This window comes from Kribbella sp. NBC_01510, from assembly GCF_045040325.1.
In the GTDB taxonomy this organism is placed as follows: domain Bacteria; phylum Actinomycetota; class Actinomycetes; order Propionibacteriales; family Kribbellaceae; genus Kribbella.
On sequence record NZ_CP109418.1, the window covers coordinates 8,030,017 to 8,045,309 of the forward strand.

Genomic DNA, 15,293 nt, shown 5'->3' on the forward strand with positions numbered 1-15,293 from the left:
ACGGTCAGGGCAGACAGTCCCCCTTTCGCGGGACCATCGGCGATGCCTCAGCCAGTCGGGCGTTCACGAACATGCTCTTCGAAGAAGGCCAGGACCCGCCGCCACGAGTCAGCCGCCGCATCCGGTTGGAAGTTGCGCCATCGGTCGTTGAAGAACGCATGCTTGGCCCCCGGATAGACCTTCAGATCGTGCGCGATACCGGCGGCCGTCAGTTCGGTCTCCAGTACGCCCGCAGCTTTGGTCGTGAAGTCCTTCCCGGGCCAGGAGCCGACCACGGGGCACAACCTCCTCATCGCCTCGCGAGGTCTCGGAGCAGAGCCGTAGAAGGGGGCGACAGCCGTCAGCCGGGCTTCGGTACAGGCCCAGGTGAGGACAATGGATCCGCCGAGGCAGAACCCGATGGCACCGATCCGCTCGCCGTCCACCTCGGGATGGCCCGCCAGCCTCCCGAGCGCGTCCTTCAGGCCGGGAACGCCGTAATAGTCGAGGTTGCCGGCCAGGCCGCCCACGAGCATCCGGGCCATGCAGGCGGCACGGCTCCGTCCCTCGAACAGGTCCACGCCCAGGGCCGCATATCCCTCGCCGGCGAACCGGCCGCAGATGTCGCGGATGTTGTCGTTGAGCCCGAAGGCCTCATGAACGACAACCACACCGGCGAACGGACCTCCGTCGTCGGGCAGAGCCAGGTAGGAACTCTCCAGCGATTCGGTTCTCATGGCGCCTCCTGATGCTGTCTTTTCGGCGCGGGCGGCACGACCAGGACCGGGACATCGGCGAATTCCAGCAAGTGTTCGACGTTCACCGGCGCCATGCGGCTGCCGGCCGGCAGCCGTGGTTCCCGCGCGACCACGATCAGGTCCGCGCCGCATCGGCCGACGGCCGCCAGCACTTGCTCGGCGCCGTGCCCGGACAGCACCTCCGTCTCGGCTGCCACGCCTTGGCGATCCGCCATCGTGGCGACCCGGCTCACCATCGCCACCGCACCCCGAGCCCGTCGACTCGCCGCATCCGGGATCGCGGCTGCACTGAGCCGAGCGTCCAGCACGTGGTCCTCGACGACCGTGACCAGCGTGAGCCTTGCGCCGGCCGCCGCGGCCAGGTCGACCGCCACTCGCGCTGCATGCAGGGCCGCCGCCGAGTCGTCCACCACCACCAGGAACCGGTCCGTCATCGGTCCTCCCGGGACGCATTCGCCGCCGCCCAGCGCAGCCGCAGGTTCTCCTCGCGCTCTGTCTCGTCAAGGCGTTGCACAATCTCGGCCAGCCGCCGGTCGAGCTTGGGGATCCAGCGTTGTTCGAGCGCGCGTTGTTGCTGCCGGGTCAGCGCCAGCTCGGCGGCGACCTGGGCGACCGCGCGCTGGGCCGCGGCCAGCCGTACCGCGGCGAGGAGCGCGGTGCGGTGGGCTTCGACCGTATAGGCCAAGGCAGAGCTTCCGGCCGGTTCGGGCCGCGGAACGAAGCGGATCTCGGCACTGGTCGGATGTCGCACACCCATGGTCACGTCATATCCGATGGTGACGTCGGCGGCAGCCAATGGGGTCGACGCCTGCAGACCGCGTTGACCGTCCAGCGCAGTACTTCGCCGCAGCCAGTTGGTCGCAACACGCGACTCTTGCTCGAAGGTCTCGGCAGCTCGAGCGGCGGCCAACTCCAGCCGTTCGCACTCCACCGCGAGCGCTCGTTGTTTGCGATCCAGCAACTCGACCGCACGCCGTGCGGTCGCCAGTCGGGCGGTCAGTGCGAGCCGTCCGGCGCGGCCGGTGGCCGCCGCGCCGCTCATCGTCCACCGCCCGGCAGATGCTCGTCCAGCAAGGCGCGCGACAACATGGTCAGTTCACGCCGAGGCAACACCGACACCGCCTGCCACAGCCGGTCCAGCGTCTCGTCGAAGCTCCGCGCCTCGTCAACTCGCTGGCGTAGCAGTGAATCCTCCAGCGCAGTGGCGTAAGCCAGGTAGCCGCGATCGATGGCGCTGAGCGCACCGCCGCCGATCAGGTCTGCCAGTTCGGCGGCCTGCCGAGCCCGCGCGAGCGCGGCGATCGCCTGGGCGGCCAGGTCCAGGTGGTCGGCTCTGGTCCGGCCTGGGCCGGCACCGTGGCGCATCAACCGCGACAGCGAACTGAGTACGTCTAGCGGCGGGTAAAGGCCGCGCGCATGCAGATCCTCGGCCAGCACGATCTGTCCTTCGGTGATGTACCCGGTCAGATCCGGCACCGGATGGGTGATGTCACCGGCGGGCATCGTCAGGACCGGCATGATCGTGACCGAACCGGGCCGGCCCCGGATCCGGCCGCACCGCTCGTACAGCGAAGCCAGATCGCTGTACAGATAGCCCGGATAGGCACGCCGGGCCGGGATCTCCTGACGCGCCGCCGCCACTTCGCGCACCGCTTCGCAGTAGCTGGTCATGTCGGCCATCACCACCAGCACGTGGCTGCCCAGATCGAAGGCCAGGTGCTCCGCGACCGTGAGGGCGATCCGGGGCGTCAGCAACCGTTCGATCACCGGGTCGTCCGCGCTGTTCAGCAGCATCACCAGCTCCCCCGCGGCGGCTCGCCCCTCCAGCGCCGTACGAACGAAGTCGATGTCGGCATGTGGCAGGCCCATCGCCGCGAAGACGACCAGGAAGGGGTCGCCCACCGCGGAGGCCTGGGCCGCGATCTGCGTCGCGAGCTGCAGGTGAGGCAGGCCGGGTATCGAGAAGATCGGCAGCTTCTGCCCGCGGACCAGTGTGGTCAGCGCGTCGATCCCGGACACGCCGGTCAGTACCGGTTGCCGCGGTGGCTCCCGCTCGACCGGGTTGAGCGGCCAACCATTCACCGGCGCGGTGATCGAGCCGAGCACCGGCGGGCCACCGTCCAATGGCTCGCCGCGCCCGTCACAGATCCGGCCGAGCCAGCCGGAACCGAGTGGGATCCGGAACGGGCTGCCGCTGAACCCGATCCGGACCCCGCCGAGGCGCATCCCGTCGGTGCCTTCCAGCACGTGCAGTACGGCGAGGTCGTCGGCCACCTCCAGCACGACGCCGTGGCGTTCGGTGCCGTCGTCCAGCCGTACGACGGCCGACTCGTCCCAACCCACGTCACGGACGCCACGCACCACCAGAAGCGATCCACGCAGCGACTCGACAGCGCCGTACTCGAGGTCTGAACCCGTTCTCATGGCAACGCCTCCAACGCGGTCAGGATCTCGGTCCGGCACCGCTCGAGATCCGCCTGCTCGGGAGCGTCCTCCCGCGCCCTGATCAGCGCGCCGAAATCGAACTCCTCTAACTCCGTCGCCGCCACCCCTCGATCGACCAGCGCCAGGCAGCGGTCGACGACATCGAGCACCAACTGGAGCAGCTCAGCGCCGCGCTCGACGGTGCAGCTGGCATCGACCGCGCTCAGCGCGCTCTGGGCCAGGACCGTGTCGCGCAGCAGCCGGCCGCCGAGGATCGTCATGCGTTCGCGCCCGGGCAGCGTCCGGGTGCCGACGATCTCGGCGAGCTCGGTCAATCGCGCCGCCTCGGCCAGCAGGGTCATCGCCCGGGCTCGCCGCGCGGCCCAGCCCTGGTTCCCATGACCGGCGTGCCAGGCACCCACGGCGGCCACGTCGTGCGAGTACGACGCCGCCCAGCTGACGGCCGGATAGTGGCGCGCGTACGCGAGGTCGCGGTCCAGCGACCAGACGCCGCGGACGAATCGCTCAGTCGCGGTGGTGACCGGCTCGGTCAGGTCACCACCGGGTGGGGACACGGCACCGACGACCGTGACGGCGGCGACCTGGCCGCCGTGCGTCCGGACCCGGCCGGCTCGTTCGTAGAACGCGGCGAGTGCCGAGGACAAGTCGGCCGGATACCCCTCCTCCGCGGGCAGCGCTCCCGTTCGGGACGCGAACTCCCGCAACGCTTCGGCCCAGCGCGAGGTCGAGTCGGCCACGACGACCGCGTGATATCCCATGTCCCGGAAGTACTCCGCCACTGTGACGCCGGTGAACACACTGGCCTCTCGCGCCATCATCGGCATGTTCGACGTGTTGGCGAGGATCACCGTACGGTCGATCATCCGCCCACCGGTGCGCGGATCGGCGAGCTCAGCCAGCTCGCCCAGCACGTCCGCCATCTCGTTGCCGCGCTCACCACACCCGACGTACACGATGACGTCGGCATCGCACCATTTCGCCACCTGCTGCAGCAGCACAGTCTTGCCGGTGCCGAATCCGCCCGGCACCGCGGTCGTCGACCCCGCACCGATCGGGAACAGCAGATCCAGCACGCGCTGCCCGGTGTGCAGCGGGACGAAGGTCTCCTCGCGGCGCTCGAACGGCCGCGGCCGGCGGACAGGCCACTGCTCGAACAAACCCACGTCGACGTCTCCGACGCGCGCCACCGTCGCGTCCGCCGGCACCTTGCCGGCCTCGGCGAGCAATCGCAGCTCCCCGGTCACTCCCGGCGGCACCAGCACGCGGTGCTCGATCGCTCCCGAACCTGTCACCACTCCGAGCACCGTGCCCGGCGACACCTGGTGTCCCTGTTCCATACCGGGCACGAAGTGCCAACGATCCCCTGCGGACTCCTCCAGGGACAATTGCTGCGGAGACAACCACGTCGGCGCGGTCGACAGCGGACGCAGCAATCCGTCGAAGACCTGTCCCAGCAGGCCTGGTCCGAGACGGGCGGACAGTGGGCGCCCGGTGCGGTGAACCGAGTCGCCGACCCGCAGGCCCCCGGTGTACTCGAAGGCCTGCAAGGTGCAGGTGTCACCGCTGATCGCGACGACCTCGGCCGGGATCCGGAGGTCACCGAGTTCCAGCACCTCGTACATCGCGGTGTCCGGCACATCTCGTACCTCGACCAGCGGACCGTTGATGCGCCGAATCCGGCCCGGTTGCGTCATGCCGCCCACAGCTCTGCCACCTCCGCACCCGACCGCTCCAGAGCACGTTCCGCCAACGTCGGAAGGGTCAGGTCCAACCGCCGGTCACCAGCCGAAGCCAGTACGCCGCCGTCCGCACTGTCCGCCACCGTCGCGTCGGAACCCAGCTGAGCCAGAGCTCGTTCGGCCAGGTGGCGCCGGAGCTCTTCATATCCAGGGCTTTCGGCCAGGGCCTTCGCCCCAGCACGACACCGCCACCGCAGCTCGTCGTAGAGGTCTCGCTGTGCCGTGAGCATGCTCCGGCGCCCGTCCCGGCGGCTCTGAGCGAGCCGAGCATTCACGACCGCAGTCGCTTCGGCCGCTCCGTCAGCGCGAGCCGTGGCCAGCATCTCGTCAGCGGTACGTCGTGCATCGGCGAGCAGCTCGTCCTTGCGTTGGTGTGCCTTCCGAAGCACCTCCGCGGCATCGGCGCGGGCAGCCGCACGCAACGCCGTCCGAACCGGCTCCAGGGCGGCGTCGGCGATCGACGTGAGCGGACGGCTCATGGTGGCAACACCACCGTCAGCACTGCGGCGGACTCCAACACCTCGGGGCCGAGCGCGTCAGCGGCGGCCGGCGTCAGCAGCACCACCCCGACGTCAACGGGTAGGTCGTGCCAGCACCGCCGTACGTCGTCGGGTGTAGTTGCTGTGAGCAACTCTGCACCGGCGAGTCCGTACCCTGAGGTGCGGACCGGCTCTCCCAGCACGGCGACCGTGGTCATCTCGCCTGGCCCACCAGGATCAGGGCGACGATCAGGCCGTAGATCGCGATGCCCTCGGCGAGTCCGACGACCACCATCGCCCGGCCGAACAACTCCGGCCGCTCGCTCATCGCGGCCAAGGCCGCGGCGCCGGTGTAGGCGACCGCGATGCCTGCGCCGATCGCAGAGCCGGCCACCGCGATGGCCGCACCCAGCAGGGCAGACCCGTTGGCCGCGGCCGCGGTTGCCGTGGCCACCTCCGGCCGGCCGGCCGCAAACCCCCAGTCCGCGGTCACGATGGTGATCAGCAAGGCGATCCCCGCGGTCAGCAGTACGACGTTCAGCACGGTCAGCAGGGCCGCCGCCCAGGGATGCCGGCGAAGGAAACTTCTCACGGTGTCACCTCCATGTCCTCCGCGGGCAGCCGCCACGGACGGAACGGCCGCCCGTCGGACTCGAAGACCCGGGAGAACAGTTCGTAGTACTCGAGACGAAGGGCCTGAATGCCTGCGACCAGCGCCTCCAGGGCGAACGCGACGGCGGTGCCGATGAGCAACACCAGAACGGCACCCAGCCGGCCCGCCGGCGAACCGCCGCCCCACAGGGCGGTCGCGCCCAGCCAGACGATCGCACCGAGCGCGGCGTGGGTCAGGCCGAAGGCGGCGAGGCGCGCGAACGAGACGACGTTCGAGCCGAGCCGGACGACCACATCGAACAACTCGACCACCGCCTGCAGCACTCCGGCGGAGCCACCACCGGCCACGGCGAGCAGACCGACGAAGGTGAGCACCAACCCGGCGATCGCGACCAGGACGGCAGCGAGCAGGATACCGCCGATGTCGAAGTAGATGCCGGCGACAACACCACCGAGCGCCAGGAACAGCAGGCTGCCGGCGATGCCGGTCCGCGCATAGAGGGCGAAACCCCAACCGCCCTCACGGAAGCGGTTGACGATGCCGAGGGCGTACGCACCGCCCAGCAGCACCGCGCCGACACCGATCGCCGTCAGCAGCAAGGTGGTGACGGCGTCGATCGGGGACAGCCAGAGCACCGGCACCAAGCCGGTCGGACCGAACATCTCGCCGTACAAGAAGCCGAAGACGACGCTCATCGCGCCCGCGCCGGCCAGGAACGGCCAGGCCCGCCGGATCTTCGCGAGCCGGGCGAACCGTCCGCTGCGGACGATCGCCGCACCGATCAGCAGGAGCAAACCGTGACCGACGTCGCCGAACATCATCCCGAACATCGCGACATAGACGATCCCGGCGACCAGAGACGGATCCACATCGGCGTACGGCACCGTCGTATAGGTCTGCACGAGCAGTTCGAAGGACTGGCCACGACCCTGCTGCCGCAACAACGTCGGCGGCTGGATGCCCGGAGGCTGCGAGAGAGGTACGGCGGCGCCGCCGATCGAGGTCACCTCGGAGGTCAGGCCGGGCATCGCCGCACTCGGTGTCCAGCCGAGCCAGGCCGTGACGGGACCGTGAGCGACCGCCTGAGCCGTTCGCCGCCGGAACTCAGTCTCGCGAGCCGACCAGCCCGGTTCGCGCTCCGCGGCGACGGCCAGCTCGACCTCGGGCTGCACCGGATCGAGGTCGACCACACCGGCCGCGTCCAGCCGCGCGAGCAGCTCACGGGATTGCTCGGCCGGGACGACCAGACCGATCCGCTGCATCCGCACCGGCCGCACGGCGTCACGCCAGGACATCGAGCACCTCCCCCGGTCCGGCGCCGAGCGCCGCGTCCCCGAGCGCGACCCGCACCCGCCAGCCGTCGACCGCCAGTACGGCGATCGCGCCCAGGAACGGCTCCACATCCGGCGTTCCGTGACGCAGCAGCCGAAAGCCGTCCGACTCGATCCGGACGGCGAGACCTGTCTCGGCACGCCAGAGGCCGGACGGGGCGTCGACACCCTCCAGGACCCAGCGGCCGGCCACCGGGATCGCCTCGCGCAGCGCAGACACCGAACCCGCCCGCACCCAGTTCGTCCCGACCAACGGAGCCGCGGCCCGGACCAGCCAGTCGGCTGGTCCAGTAGTTGTTACTAGCAACTGTTTGGCCACCAGCAGGGCTGCTGCACCGGTCACCCACTCGATCGTCGGGGCCGCCTCGGCGGCAACCATCCGTAGCCAGCGCAGCGCGAGTACGTCGTGCAGCGCCTCCACCGTGCTGTCGCCCGGATCGCCCCACGGCGAGGCCGCGAGCGCTTCACGGAGAGCTTGTGGCGAGGTCGTCCCGGCCATCCGTGGCCAGGACAGCGCCAGGCTGCCGAGGTCGTAGTACTGCCCGGACCGGCCGGGCTCGGCGAGGCTCCGCGCGTGCGTCTCGATGTTGGCGCGTTCGTAACGCGCGCCCAGTGCCCGGGCCAGTCCGACCGCCGATCTGGGCAGCCAGCCCGCCAGCACCCGCAACTGCCACAGCTCCGCGGCCGCGACCAGCCGCTCTGCCGCCGGCAGGGACGTGCCCGGTGCCGACGCCTTCGTGTACGCCGTACCGCGGAGCAGACCGAGCCCATCGGACAGGTTCGGCGAGCCCGCGATCCGCCGGGCCGCACCGGCTCCGATGCGTCGCCGTGCCATCGCCTTCGCCCGGACGGTAGCGGCCACCCAGCCCGCGCCCATCACGCCGCTCCGGCTCGTCCGGCGTCGGCTCGAACCCGGTCGAGGATCAGGGCGACCAGCTCGTCCATCCGCTGCCGGCCGCGCCGGGTCAGCACTTCCGCCTCAGCTGCCGCGGTGGTCCGGGTGCGCTCGGCCACGGCATCCCCGCCGGCCGTGATCGCGGCTGCCGCCTCGGCGCGCTCGGCGGCTCCACGGGCGGCAGCGGAGGCAACCAGGCCGGCCGCCTCGCGTTGCGCCTCCTCGATCAGTTCGGCCGCCGTCTGCTCGGCGCTCGCGCGGATCTCCTGGCACTCGGCGATCACACCGTCCAGGGCGTCGAAGACCGCGACGAGTTCGGTAGGAACACCGGGGCGGTGGTCCACAGGCACGCCGACCGGTCCGGCTCCTCCCGGGGAACCAACGGGGCGGAAGCGGCGCAGCCGATCCAGCATCACGCTCATCGCACCCCCCGTTCGGTTGTCACGGGTCCCAGTCACCGCGCTCCGGGTCTATCAGCATCGTGGCCGCGCGGCGCAGGCTCTTCCCAGGGCACAAGGTCCCGACCACCCCGGACAAGGGACCTCCGGCCGGGCGAAGGCCTTTCGGTCCCAGCCCGCGGGAACTTGGCCCCTGCCGTAGCGCCCCGTTCAGGTGTCAGCTGAGGGTGGGCGCGCCGGCGGACCGCCGGCAGCCCTCACCGGGAGGAGCACGACCATGAAAGCGGCACCTGGCGACTGGTTGATGATCGAAGGCACCCATCTCGACGAGCCGAAACGTCACGGTCTGATCCTGGAGGTCCACGGCCCCGAAGGCTCGCCGCCGTACATCGTTCGCTGGGACGACACCGGGACCGAGACCCTGGTCATCCCGAGCGCGGGCGCTCATATCCTCACCGCCGAACAGATGAAGCAGGCGCACGGCCGCTGAGCGGCGGACAGGTGGCTGGGCTGGTGGAACAGCGAGGTTCTCGAGTGGAGGCACCGCAGATGACCGCGAACGAGCAGCCGGACGGCGGCGGAGATCTGTCCCGGCGCGTCCGCAGACGCCGCAGCGTACTGGGGCTGACCCGCGAGGAGGTGGCCGCCCGGGCGCGGATGGACTCCGGCTACCTGGCCCGGGTCGAGCATGCGCCCGTCGCCCTGACCACCAGCACCCTGATCCGCCTCGCCGACGCCCTCGACACCACTGTCGCCGAGCTTCTCGGCGCGATCCCCGAACAGCCCCCGGGTCACGGTCGCGCCGCCCTGCGCGCCGTCCTGGCCGAGCTGAGCGAGCAGGAATGCCTCCGGTTGATCGAACCCGGCGGCATCGGCCGGGTCGCCTTCGAGTGGGCCGGCCGGCTGCACGTTCTCCCGGTGAACTTCGCCGTACACCACGGCGGCATCGTGTTCCGGACCGCGGCGACGACATCGATCGCGCAGTACGGCGAGGGACCGGTCGCCTTCGAGGTGGACCGCTTCGACCAGGGCATGCGCCAAGGCTGGAGCGTCCTGATCGACGGCCCCGCCCGGCACGCCGACTCCGACCGAGCCTCGTTGCTCAGTACGACGGTCGACCCCTGGGCGGGTGGTGACCGCCAGGTCTACGTTGTGATCACACCGACCTGCATCACCGGTCGCCGGGTCCGCGCCGGGCACGACGCGACGACGGGAGGAAGTCACCCATGATCACCACGGTCGTCGCCGGGTACGACGGGTCTCCCGCGAGCGAGACCGCGGTCTGGTGGGCGGCCGATGAGGCCGACCGCCGATCGGCGCGACTGCGCCTCACCTACGCCCAGCCGTTGCCGTTCTTCAGCAGCCCACTGGGGATCCCCTCGGTTCCGCTCCCCACCGACATGCTGCGGGTCACGGCCGAACACCTGCTGGCCGAAGCCGCCCAGGAGATCCGGGAGACCTTTCCGCGCCTGCTGGTCGACGCCGTCGTCACCTTCGGTGGCGCCGCACCGGCTTTGTTGCAGGAGGCAATGAACGCCGAGCTGGTCGTGGTCGGCTCCCGGGGCCTCGGCGAGTTCCGGGACCTGGCGATGGGATCGGTATCGGCCCACGTGGCGACGCACGCGGCGTGTCCGGCCGTCGTCGTACCGCCGCGGTGGGAGTCCGGCCAGGCGGGCGGGATCGTCGTCGGAGTCGACGGCTCCAAGTGCTCACTCCAAGCGATCGAGTTCGCCTTCGAGCAGGCCGAGTCCAGGCAGACGACGCTGATGGCCGTGATGGCCTGGCACGACCCGATCAGCACCGGCGCGAACGATCCGCTGCCTGTTGTCTACGACCTCGACACCCTCGAAGAGGAAAGCGCGGCGCTGCTGGCCGAGTCGATGGCCGGCCACCGGGACAAGTACCTGGACGTCCCCGTGGACGAGCTTCTCGTCCACGGGACCGCGCACGACGCACTGCTCTCCGCCGGCCGGTCCGCTGAACTCCTCGTGGTCGGATCCCGGGGCCGTGGCGCGTTCCGTGGCCTCCTGCTCGGCTCGACCAGCCGCGCCCTCGTCCACCACCCACCCTGCCCGGTCGCGGTCGTCCGCTGACTCAGGAAGACACGTTCAGCAGTAGGTAGCCGGCTGCCTACTGCAAGTCGGTGGCGCCAGGGGCCGGGACGGTGTCGTCGAACGCCCAGGTGAGTTCGTTGCGTACGTCGACCACCCCGTCGACCTCACGGGTCAGCCGCTCGGCGGTCGCCGCCATGCTCCGGTCGTCGAGTTCCCCGGTCAGAGTGACGACACCGTCGGCCACCGTCACCTCCACCCCGAATGGGTCGTCCCCCAGCGCGTGCTCGACCAGGTCACGCCGTACCCGCGCGAGAATCTCGTGGTCCGGAGCAACGAACGCGCGCAGCAGATCCGACCTGGTGACGATGCCGATCATGACGTCGCCGCCGGCGTCGGTGACGACCAGTCGGGTGACGCTCCGCGCCGCCATCCGGCGGGCCGCCTCGTCGAGGGTCGAGCCGTCGGTCATGGTGACCGCCGGGCGCGTCATCAGCGTCCGGGCGGTCACGGCGGCCGCCTTCGACCGCGATCGGTGGTGCCACCAGCGAAGCAACCACGGCAATCGGCGGGCCCGCTGGAACTGCTCCTTGCGGAGCAGATCCGTCTCCGAGACCACGCCGACCACGGTGCCGTACCGGTCGACCACCGGTACGGCGCTGATGTGGTGCTCGGCCAGCACTTCGGCCACTGTCTTGAATCCCGCGTCGTCGGGCACGGTGATGACGTCGGTGGTCATCACGTCCGCGACCGTCAGCCGGTGCTTCATAACTCCCCCTCGGCAAGGCGTCCACTCCCATTCCACGAGCCGGCCGATCGCGCGCGCAGGGCCGAAGGTCCCGGTCCTGCCGCCACAGGGCTCGGTCGCCGACCATGGACCCGCCTGGTTCAGGACTGACGGCCCTGCCGGCCGCCCACCCGTTGCCGTGTCCTGGAAGTGACCGCACGAGGAGGACGCCCGTGAACACCACCAAGGCACTGACCGGCGACGAGGTGGGCATTCTGCTCGCCGCCGCGGTCCACGCTCCGTCGATGGACAACACCCAGCCGTGGCGGTTCGAGGTCGCCGGGCCGGTGATCGACGTCCGGCTCGACGAGGACCTGGTCCTGCCCGTCGCCGACCCGGCCGGGCGGGCGATCCGGATCGGTCTGGGCGCGGCGGCGTTCAACCTCCGGGTTGCCGCCGCCATGCTCGGGCACGAGTCGACGTTCGCCGTCGCGCCCGACCCGGCCGAACCGGACCTGGTCGCCCGGATCTACCTGTCCGATCGCAGCGGCCTGATCGCCGACCTGTCCGCCCTGTACGGCGAGATCTCGCGCCGGCACACCTATCGCGGCCCGATGCTCGACCAGGCCATCCCACCGATCGTCATCAGCGCGCTGACCGACGCTGCCGAGATCGATGGTGCCGAACTGCACTGGCTGGACGACGATGCCACCCGGACGCTCGGGCAGCTCCTGCGGCAGGCCGACGACCTCGACTCGCACGACGAGGACCGCCTGCTGGAGCGCGGCCGGTGGGTCGGCGGCGAGCGGCCGCACGACGGCGTACCGGACTCCGCACTCGGGCCGGTGCCTACCGATCCGGCCATGGTCCGGGATCTGGCGACGGGTCTCGACACACCGGGCCGGGAGCACGCCGTCTTCGAACAGCGCCCGCGCATCGCCGTGCTCGCCACCGGGGACGAAGACGAGCCCGCCTGGGTGCTGGCCGGCCTGGCCTTGGAGCGTGTGTTGCTGGCCGCGACTTCCTCGGTGCTGGCCGTCTCCTTCCTCAATCAGGCGCTGGAGTACCCGACCTTGCGGGCACAGGTCCGGGACCTGATCGGCGGACGGAGCTGGCCGCAGATGATCCTCCGGATCGGCTATCCGGCCCAGGCCGAGGAACACACCGGCCGCCGCCCGTGGCGGGACGCGACCAGCTGGGTCGGTCTCGAGCCATGAACGACTGGGTCCACCGGTTCGGTGGCTACGACCCGGCCGACGAGCGGCGCCGTGAGGCGCTGTGCACCGTCGGCAACGGGTACTTCGCGACCAGAGGGGCGTGGGCGGGTGCGGTAGCGGGCGAACACCACTACCCGGGGACGTACCTGGCCGGCTACTACAACCGGCTGGCCGACCAGGTCAACGACCACGTACTCGAGAACGAGAGCCTGGTGAACCTGCCGGACTGGCTGCCGCTGACGGCTGCCATCGACGACGGCGACTGGCTCACTCCCGAGAACTGCGAGGTGGTCGAGCACGACCAGGAGCTGGACCTGCTGCGCGGCGTGCTGACCCGGCGGTTCCGGCTCCGCGATCCGCACGGCCGGGAGGTTCAGGCTGTGGAACGGCGCTTCGCCAGCATGGCCGAGCCACACCTGGCCGGCCAGACCCTGGCCGTCACCGTCCTCAACTGGGAGGGCCGGCTACGGCTCGGGACCGCGGTGAACGGAGCCGTCCGGAACGCCGGAGTCGAGCGCTACCGGAAACTGTCCGGCCGGCATCTGACCGACGTCTCCGCAACGGTTGCTGATGGCAACCTCATGGTCGCGGCGACGACGTCGCAATCCCGCCACCGGGTTGCCGTCGCGACGCGAACCGTTGCCGCCCACAACGGATCGCCGATCACGGAGTGGACCTCGGGGACGGACGCGACATCCGCCTGTGCCGAGGTCGTCGTCCCGGTCCGGAGCGGAGACGTCGTCACCGCCGAGAAGGTGGCCGCGCTCTACGGCTCGCGGGACCCGGGGATCTCCGAACCGCTGCTGGCCAGCCGCACCGCAGTCGCGAACGCGCGCGGCTTCGACCAACTGCGCGACGCCCACGTGCTGGCCTGGTCACACCTGTGGCGGCAGTTCTCGCTCGATCTCGAGGAGCCGTTCGACGGCACCCTGGCCGCTGTCCGGTTGAACCTCTTCCACTTGCTCCAATCCGTCTCGCCGTACAGCGCCGACACCGATGCCGGCGTACCCGCTCGCGGCCTGCACGGGGAGGCGTACCGGGGCCACATCTTCTGGGACGAGTTGTTCGTCTTTCCGGTCCTCACCTTGCGCATGCCTGCGCTGACGCGGGCACTGCTGCTGTACCGGTACCGGCGGCTGCCCGCCGCCCGGCTGGCGGCTCGGCTGGCGGGCTGTCCGGGAGCCATGTACCCGTGGCAGTCCGGCAGCGACGGCCGCGAGGAGAGCCAGCGGCTGCATCTCAACCCGTTGTCCGGTCGCTGGAGCGAGGACGCGACCTTCCGGCAACGGCACGTCGGCCTGGCGATCGCCTACACCATGTGGCAGTACGTCGAGCTGACCGGCGACCTCGCATTCCTCGGCGACTACGGCGCCGAGGTCATCGTCGAGGTGGCGCGGTTCTTCGCCGGCCTCGCGGAGTACGACCAGGGTCGCGACCGGTACGTGATCCGCGGTGTGGTCGGACCCGACGAGTTCCACACCGGCTATCCCGATCAGCCGGCCGCTGGGATCGACAACAACGCCTACACGAACGTGATGGCCGTCTGGCTGTTCGGCGTGGCCGCGAAGGCCCTCGCGCTGCTACCGGACTGGCAGCGCACGCAGCTGGTCGAGTCCCTCGGCCTCCGCGCCGAGGAACTGAGTCACTGGGACCAACTGACCCGTCGGATGTACGTCCCGTTCCACGACGGGGTGATCAGCCAGTTCGAGGGATACGAGCAGCTTTCCGAGCTCGACTGGGAGCACTACCGGGCCGAGTACGGCGATATTCGCCGGCTGGACCGGATCCTCGAAGCCGAGGGGCAGGACGTCACGGCGTACCAGGTCTCCAAGCAGGCCGACGTACTGATGCTGCTGTACCTCCTGCCCCGCCGGGAGTTGCGCGAGCTGATGGAAAGGCTCGGCTACCCGCTGACCGCCGAAACGATCCGCGCCACGGTCGAGTACTACCTGGCCCGCACGTGCCACGGCTCGTCGCTGAGCGCGGTTGTGCACGCCTGGGGGTTGGCGATGCTCGATCCCGATCGGGCTCTGGGCTTCCTCGAACAGGCACTGCACAGCGACGCCGGCGATCCGAGCCAGACAGGCACGACCGCCGAGGGCATCCACCTTGCCGCGATGGCCGGCGGTGCCGATCTCATCCAGCGCTGTTTCACCGGCCTGAGCACGTCGAACGACGTACTCCGCTTCGGGCCGCACTGGCCGGGCAAACTCGGCACACTCCGGATGGTGCTGCGCTACCGAGGACACCGTCTCGTCGCCGAAGTGTCCACCAGCGGGCTGACGCTCACCGTCGATCCCGGCCCGGGCGCGCCGATCACCGTGCGCTGCTTCGGCCGAACGCGGCAATTGAAGGCCGGCGAGTCCCACACCTGGCCGTCCAGCTGATCAGCTGGACGGTCGGCGGCCATAGACGAAGTAGGCGATCGGCACCGCACCGACCGCGTTGATGAGCGTGATCGCGAGCGCCCAGAGTGCCTTGGAGCCTCTGACCTCGGTCGCTGGGCGGCGCGCCAGGTCAGCGAGGGCGGCAGCTTTCAAGGCGCTCTCGAGGGCGGCACCGGCGATGATGACACGGCGCCTGCCAGGACTGAGGTCGTGCCACTTGGTTCCGGCCACGTCTCCACCATGCGCCTGGCCGACCTCCCCGGCAAGGGAGGTC

General features: G+C 70.4%; 18 protein-coding genes. 5 read left to right on the forward strand and 13 right to left on the reverse strand.

Annotation, left to right across the window (positions count from 1 at the left end; genetic code table 11):
- Window positions 1-47 precede the first annotated feature (47 nt).
- The 11 genes from OG558_RS39265 to OG558_RS39315 are packed head-to-tail and all read right to left on the reverse strand — an operon-like array spanning window position 48 to window position 8,661.
- Window positions 48-716, reverse strand: a complete 669-nt coding sequence (locus OG558_RS39265) for a dienelactone hydrolase family protein (RefSeq protein WP_405067555.1) — start codon at window positions 714-716, stop codon at window positions 48-50.
- Window positions 713-1,171 carry a universal stress protein gene (locus OG558_RS39270; protein WP_405067556.1) on the reverse strand — a complete coding sequence of 153 codons (459 nt, stop codon included), beginning with the start codon at window positions 1,169-1,171 and terminating at the stop codon, window positions 713-715. Before OG558_RS39270 ends, OG558_RS39265 begins: the two co-directional genes overlap by 4 nt.
- Entirely contained in the window at window positions 1,168-1,779 is a 612-nt protein-coding gene (locus tag OG558_RS39275) for a V-type ATP synthase subunit D (protein WP_329478702.1), read from the reverse strand. Before OG558_RS39275 ends, OG558_RS39270 begins: the two co-directional genes overlap by 4 nt.
- Window positions 1,776-3,161, reverse strand: a complete 1,386-nt coding sequence (locus tag OG558_RS39280) for a V-type ATP synthase subunit B (RefSeq protein ID WP_405067557.1) — start codon at window positions 3,159-3,161, stop codon at window positions 1,776-1,778. The genes OG558_RS39275 and OG558_RS39280 overlap by 4 nt, the downstream gene beginning before the upstream one ends.
- Window positions 3,158-4,876, reverse strand: coding sequence for a V-type ATP synthase subunit A (locus OG558_RS39285; protein WP_405067558.1), 1,719 nt, complete (start codon window positions 4,874-4,876; stop codon window positions 3,158-3,160). The genes OG558_RS39280 and OG558_RS39285 overlap by 4 nt, the downstream gene beginning before the upstream one ends.
- The gene (locus OG558_RS39290; protein WP_405067559.1) at window positions 4,873-5,400 is read right to left on the reverse strand and encodes a V-type ATP synthase subunit E family protein; all 528 of its coding nucleotides are present in this window, start codon (window positions 5,398-5,400) and stop codon (window positions 4,873-4,875) included. The genes OG558_RS39285 and OG558_RS39290 overlap by 4 nt, the downstream gene beginning before the upstream one ends.
- On the reverse strand, window positions 5,397-5,618 hold the full coding sequence (locus tag OG558_RS39295) for a hypothetical protein (RefSeq protein ID WP_405067560.1): 222 nt from the start codon (window positions 5,616-5,618) through the stop codon (window positions 5,397-5,399). The genes OG558_RS39290 and OG558_RS39295 overlap by 4 nt, the downstream gene beginning before the upstream one ends.
- Window positions 5,615-5,992: an ATP synthase subunit C gene (locus OG558_RS39300; RefSeq protein WP_329478714.1), complete on the reverse strand. Its 378-nt coding sequence runs from the start codon at window positions 5,990-5,992 to the stop codon at window positions 5,615-5,617. Before OG558_RS39300 ends, OG558_RS39295 begins: the two co-directional genes overlap by 4 nt.
- A complete protein-coding gene (locus OG558_RS39305) occupies window positions 5,989-7,308 on the reverse strand; it encodes a V-type ATPase 116kDa subunit family protein (RefSeq protein WP_405067561.1) in 1,320 nt (439 codons plus the stop codon). The genes OG558_RS39300 and OG558_RS39305 overlap by 4 nt, the downstream gene beginning before the upstream one ends.
- Entirely contained in the window at window positions 7,295-8,221 is a 927-nt protein-coding gene (locus tag OG558_RS39310) for a hypothetical protein (protein ID WP_405067562.1), read from the reverse strand. The genes OG558_RS39305 and OG558_RS39310 overlap by 14 nt, the downstream gene beginning before the upstream one ends.
- Window positions 8,221-8,661: a hypothetical protein gene (locus tag OG558_RS39315; protein WP_405067563.1), complete on the reverse strand. Its 441-nt coding sequence runs from the start codon at window positions 8,659-8,661 to the stop codon at window positions 8,221-8,223. The genes OG558_RS39310 and OG558_RS39315 overlap by 1 nt, the downstream gene beginning before the upstream one ends.
- Before the next feature lie 253 nt (window positions 8,662-8,914).
- On the opposite strand from OG558_RS39315, the gene OG558_RS39320 reads away from it, so the two are divergent.
- The 3 genes from OG558_RS39320 to OG558_RS39330 are packed head-to-tail and all read left to right on the forward strand — an operon-like array spanning window position 8,915 to window position 10,730.
- Complete coding sequence (locus tag OG558_RS39320; protein ID WP_405067564.1) at window positions 8,915-9,127, forward strand: DUF1918 domain-containing protein; 213 nt, start codon at window positions 8,915-8,917, stop codon at window positions 9,125-9,127.
- 59 nt (window positions 9,128-9,186) lie between these two features.
- Window positions 9,187-9,867, forward strand: coding sequence for a helix-turn-helix domain-containing protein (locus tag OG558_RS39325; RefSeq protein WP_405067565.1), 681 nt, complete (start codon window positions 9,187-9,189; stop codon window positions 9,865-9,867).
- Window positions 9,864-10,730: a universal stress protein gene (locus tag OG558_RS39330; protein ID WP_329478727.1), complete on the forward strand. Its 867-nt coding sequence runs from the start codon at window positions 9,864-9,866 to the stop codon at window positions 10,728-10,730. The genes OG558_RS39325 and OG558_RS39330 overlap by 4 nt, the downstream gene beginning before the upstream one ends.
- 37 nt (window positions 10,731-10,767) lie before the next feature.
- On the opposite strand, the gene OG558_RS39335 is transcribed toward OG558_RS39330, so the two are convergent.
- On the reverse strand, window positions 10,768-11,457 hold the full coding sequence (locus OG558_RS39335; protein ID WP_329478729.1) for a CBS domain-containing protein: 690 nt from the start codon (window positions 11,455-11,457) through the stop codon (window positions 10,768-10,770).
- Window positions 11,458-11,648: 191 nt separating this feature from the next.
- Here OG558_RS39335 and OG558_RS39340 point away from each other — a divergent pair, with 191 nt between their 5' ends.
- Together OG558_RS39340 and OG558_RS39345 are read left to right on the forward strand one after the other, a co-directional pair.
- Entirely contained in the window at window positions 11,649-12,632 is a 984-nt protein-coding gene (locus OG558_RS39340) for an Acg family FMN-binding oxidoreductase (RefSeq protein ID WP_405067566.1), read from the forward strand.
- A complete protein-coding gene (locus OG558_RS39345; protein WP_405067567.1) occupies window positions 12,629-15,019 on the forward strand; it encodes a glycoside hydrolase family 65 protein in 2,391 nt (796 codons plus the stop codon). Before OG558_RS39340 ends, OG558_RS39345 begins: the two co-directional genes overlap by 4 nt.
- On the opposite strand, the gene OG558_RS39350 is transcribed toward OG558_RS39345, so the two are convergent.
- The gene (locus OG558_RS39350; protein ID WP_329478735.1) at window positions 15,020-15,250 is read right to left on the reverse strand and encodes a hypothetical protein; all 231 of its coding nucleotides are present in this window, start codon (window positions 15,248-15,250) and stop codon (window positions 15,020-15,022) included.
- Between the last annotated feature and the right edge of the window lie 43 nt (window positions 15,251-15,293).

Bases quoted from the DNA above. Each gene is read 5' to 3' on its own strand.
- OG558_RS39320 (WP_405067564.1), top strand. From the start codon at position 8,915: ATGAAAGCGGCACCTGGCGACTGGTTGATGATCGAAGGCACCCATCTC.
- OG558_RS39285 (WP_405067558.1), bottom strand. From the start codon at position 4,876: ATGACGCAACCGGGCCGGATTCGGCGCATCAACGGTCCGCTGGTCGAG.
- OG558_RS39275 (WP_329478702.1), bottom strand. From the start codon at position 1,779: ATGAGCGGCGCGGCGGCCACCGGCCGCGCCGGACGGCTCGCACTGACC.
- OG558_RS39280 (WP_405067557.1), bottom strand. From the start codon at position 3,161: ATGAGAACGGGTTCAGACCTCGAGTACGGCGCTGTCGAGTCGCTGCGT.
- OG558_RS39295 (WP_405067560.1), bottom strand. From the start codon at position 5,618: ATGACCACGGTCGCCGTGCTGGGAGAGCCGGTCCGCACCTCAGGGTAC.
- OG558_RS39330 (WP_329478727.1), top strand. From the start codon at position 9,864: ATGATCACCACGGTCGTCGCCGGGTACGACGGGTCTCCCGCGAGCGAG.
- OG558_RS39270 (WP_405067556.1), bottom strand. From the start codon at position 1,171: ATGACGGACCGGTTCCTGGTGGTGGTGGACGACTCGGCGGCGGCCCTG.
- OG558_RS39265 (WP_405067555.1), bottom strand. From the start codon at position 716: ATGAGAACCGAATCGCTGGAGAGTTCCTACCTGGCTCTGCCCGACGAC.
- OG558_RS39335 (WP_329478729.1), bottom strand. From the start codon at position 11,457: ATGAAGCACCGGCTGACGGTCGCGGACGTGATGACCACCGACGTCATC.
- OG558_RS39315 (WP_405067563.1), bottom strand. From the start codon at position 8,661: ATGAGCGTGATGCTGGATCGGCTGCGCCGCTTCCGCCCCGTTGGTTCC.
- OG558_RS39310 (WP_405067562.1), bottom strand. From the start codon at position 8,221: ATGGGCGCGGGCTGGGTGGCCGCTACCGTCCGGGCGAAGGCGATGGCA.
- OG558_RS39290 (WP_405067559.1), bottom strand. From the start codon at position 5,400: ATGAGCCGTCCGCTCACGTCGATCGCCGACGCCGCCCTGGAGCCGGTT.
- OG558_RS39345 (WP_405067567.1), top strand. From the start codon at position 12,629: ATGAACGACTGGGTCCACCGGTTCGGTGGCTACGACCCGGCCGACGAG.
- OG558_RS39305 (WP_405067561.1), bottom strand. From the start codon at position 7,308: ATGTCCTGGCGTGACGCCGTGCGGCCGGTGCGGATGCAGCGGATCGGT.
- OG558_RS39325 (WP_405067565.1), top strand. From the start codon at position 9,187: ATGACCGCGAACGAGCAGCCGGACGGCGGCGGAGATCTGTCCCGGCGC.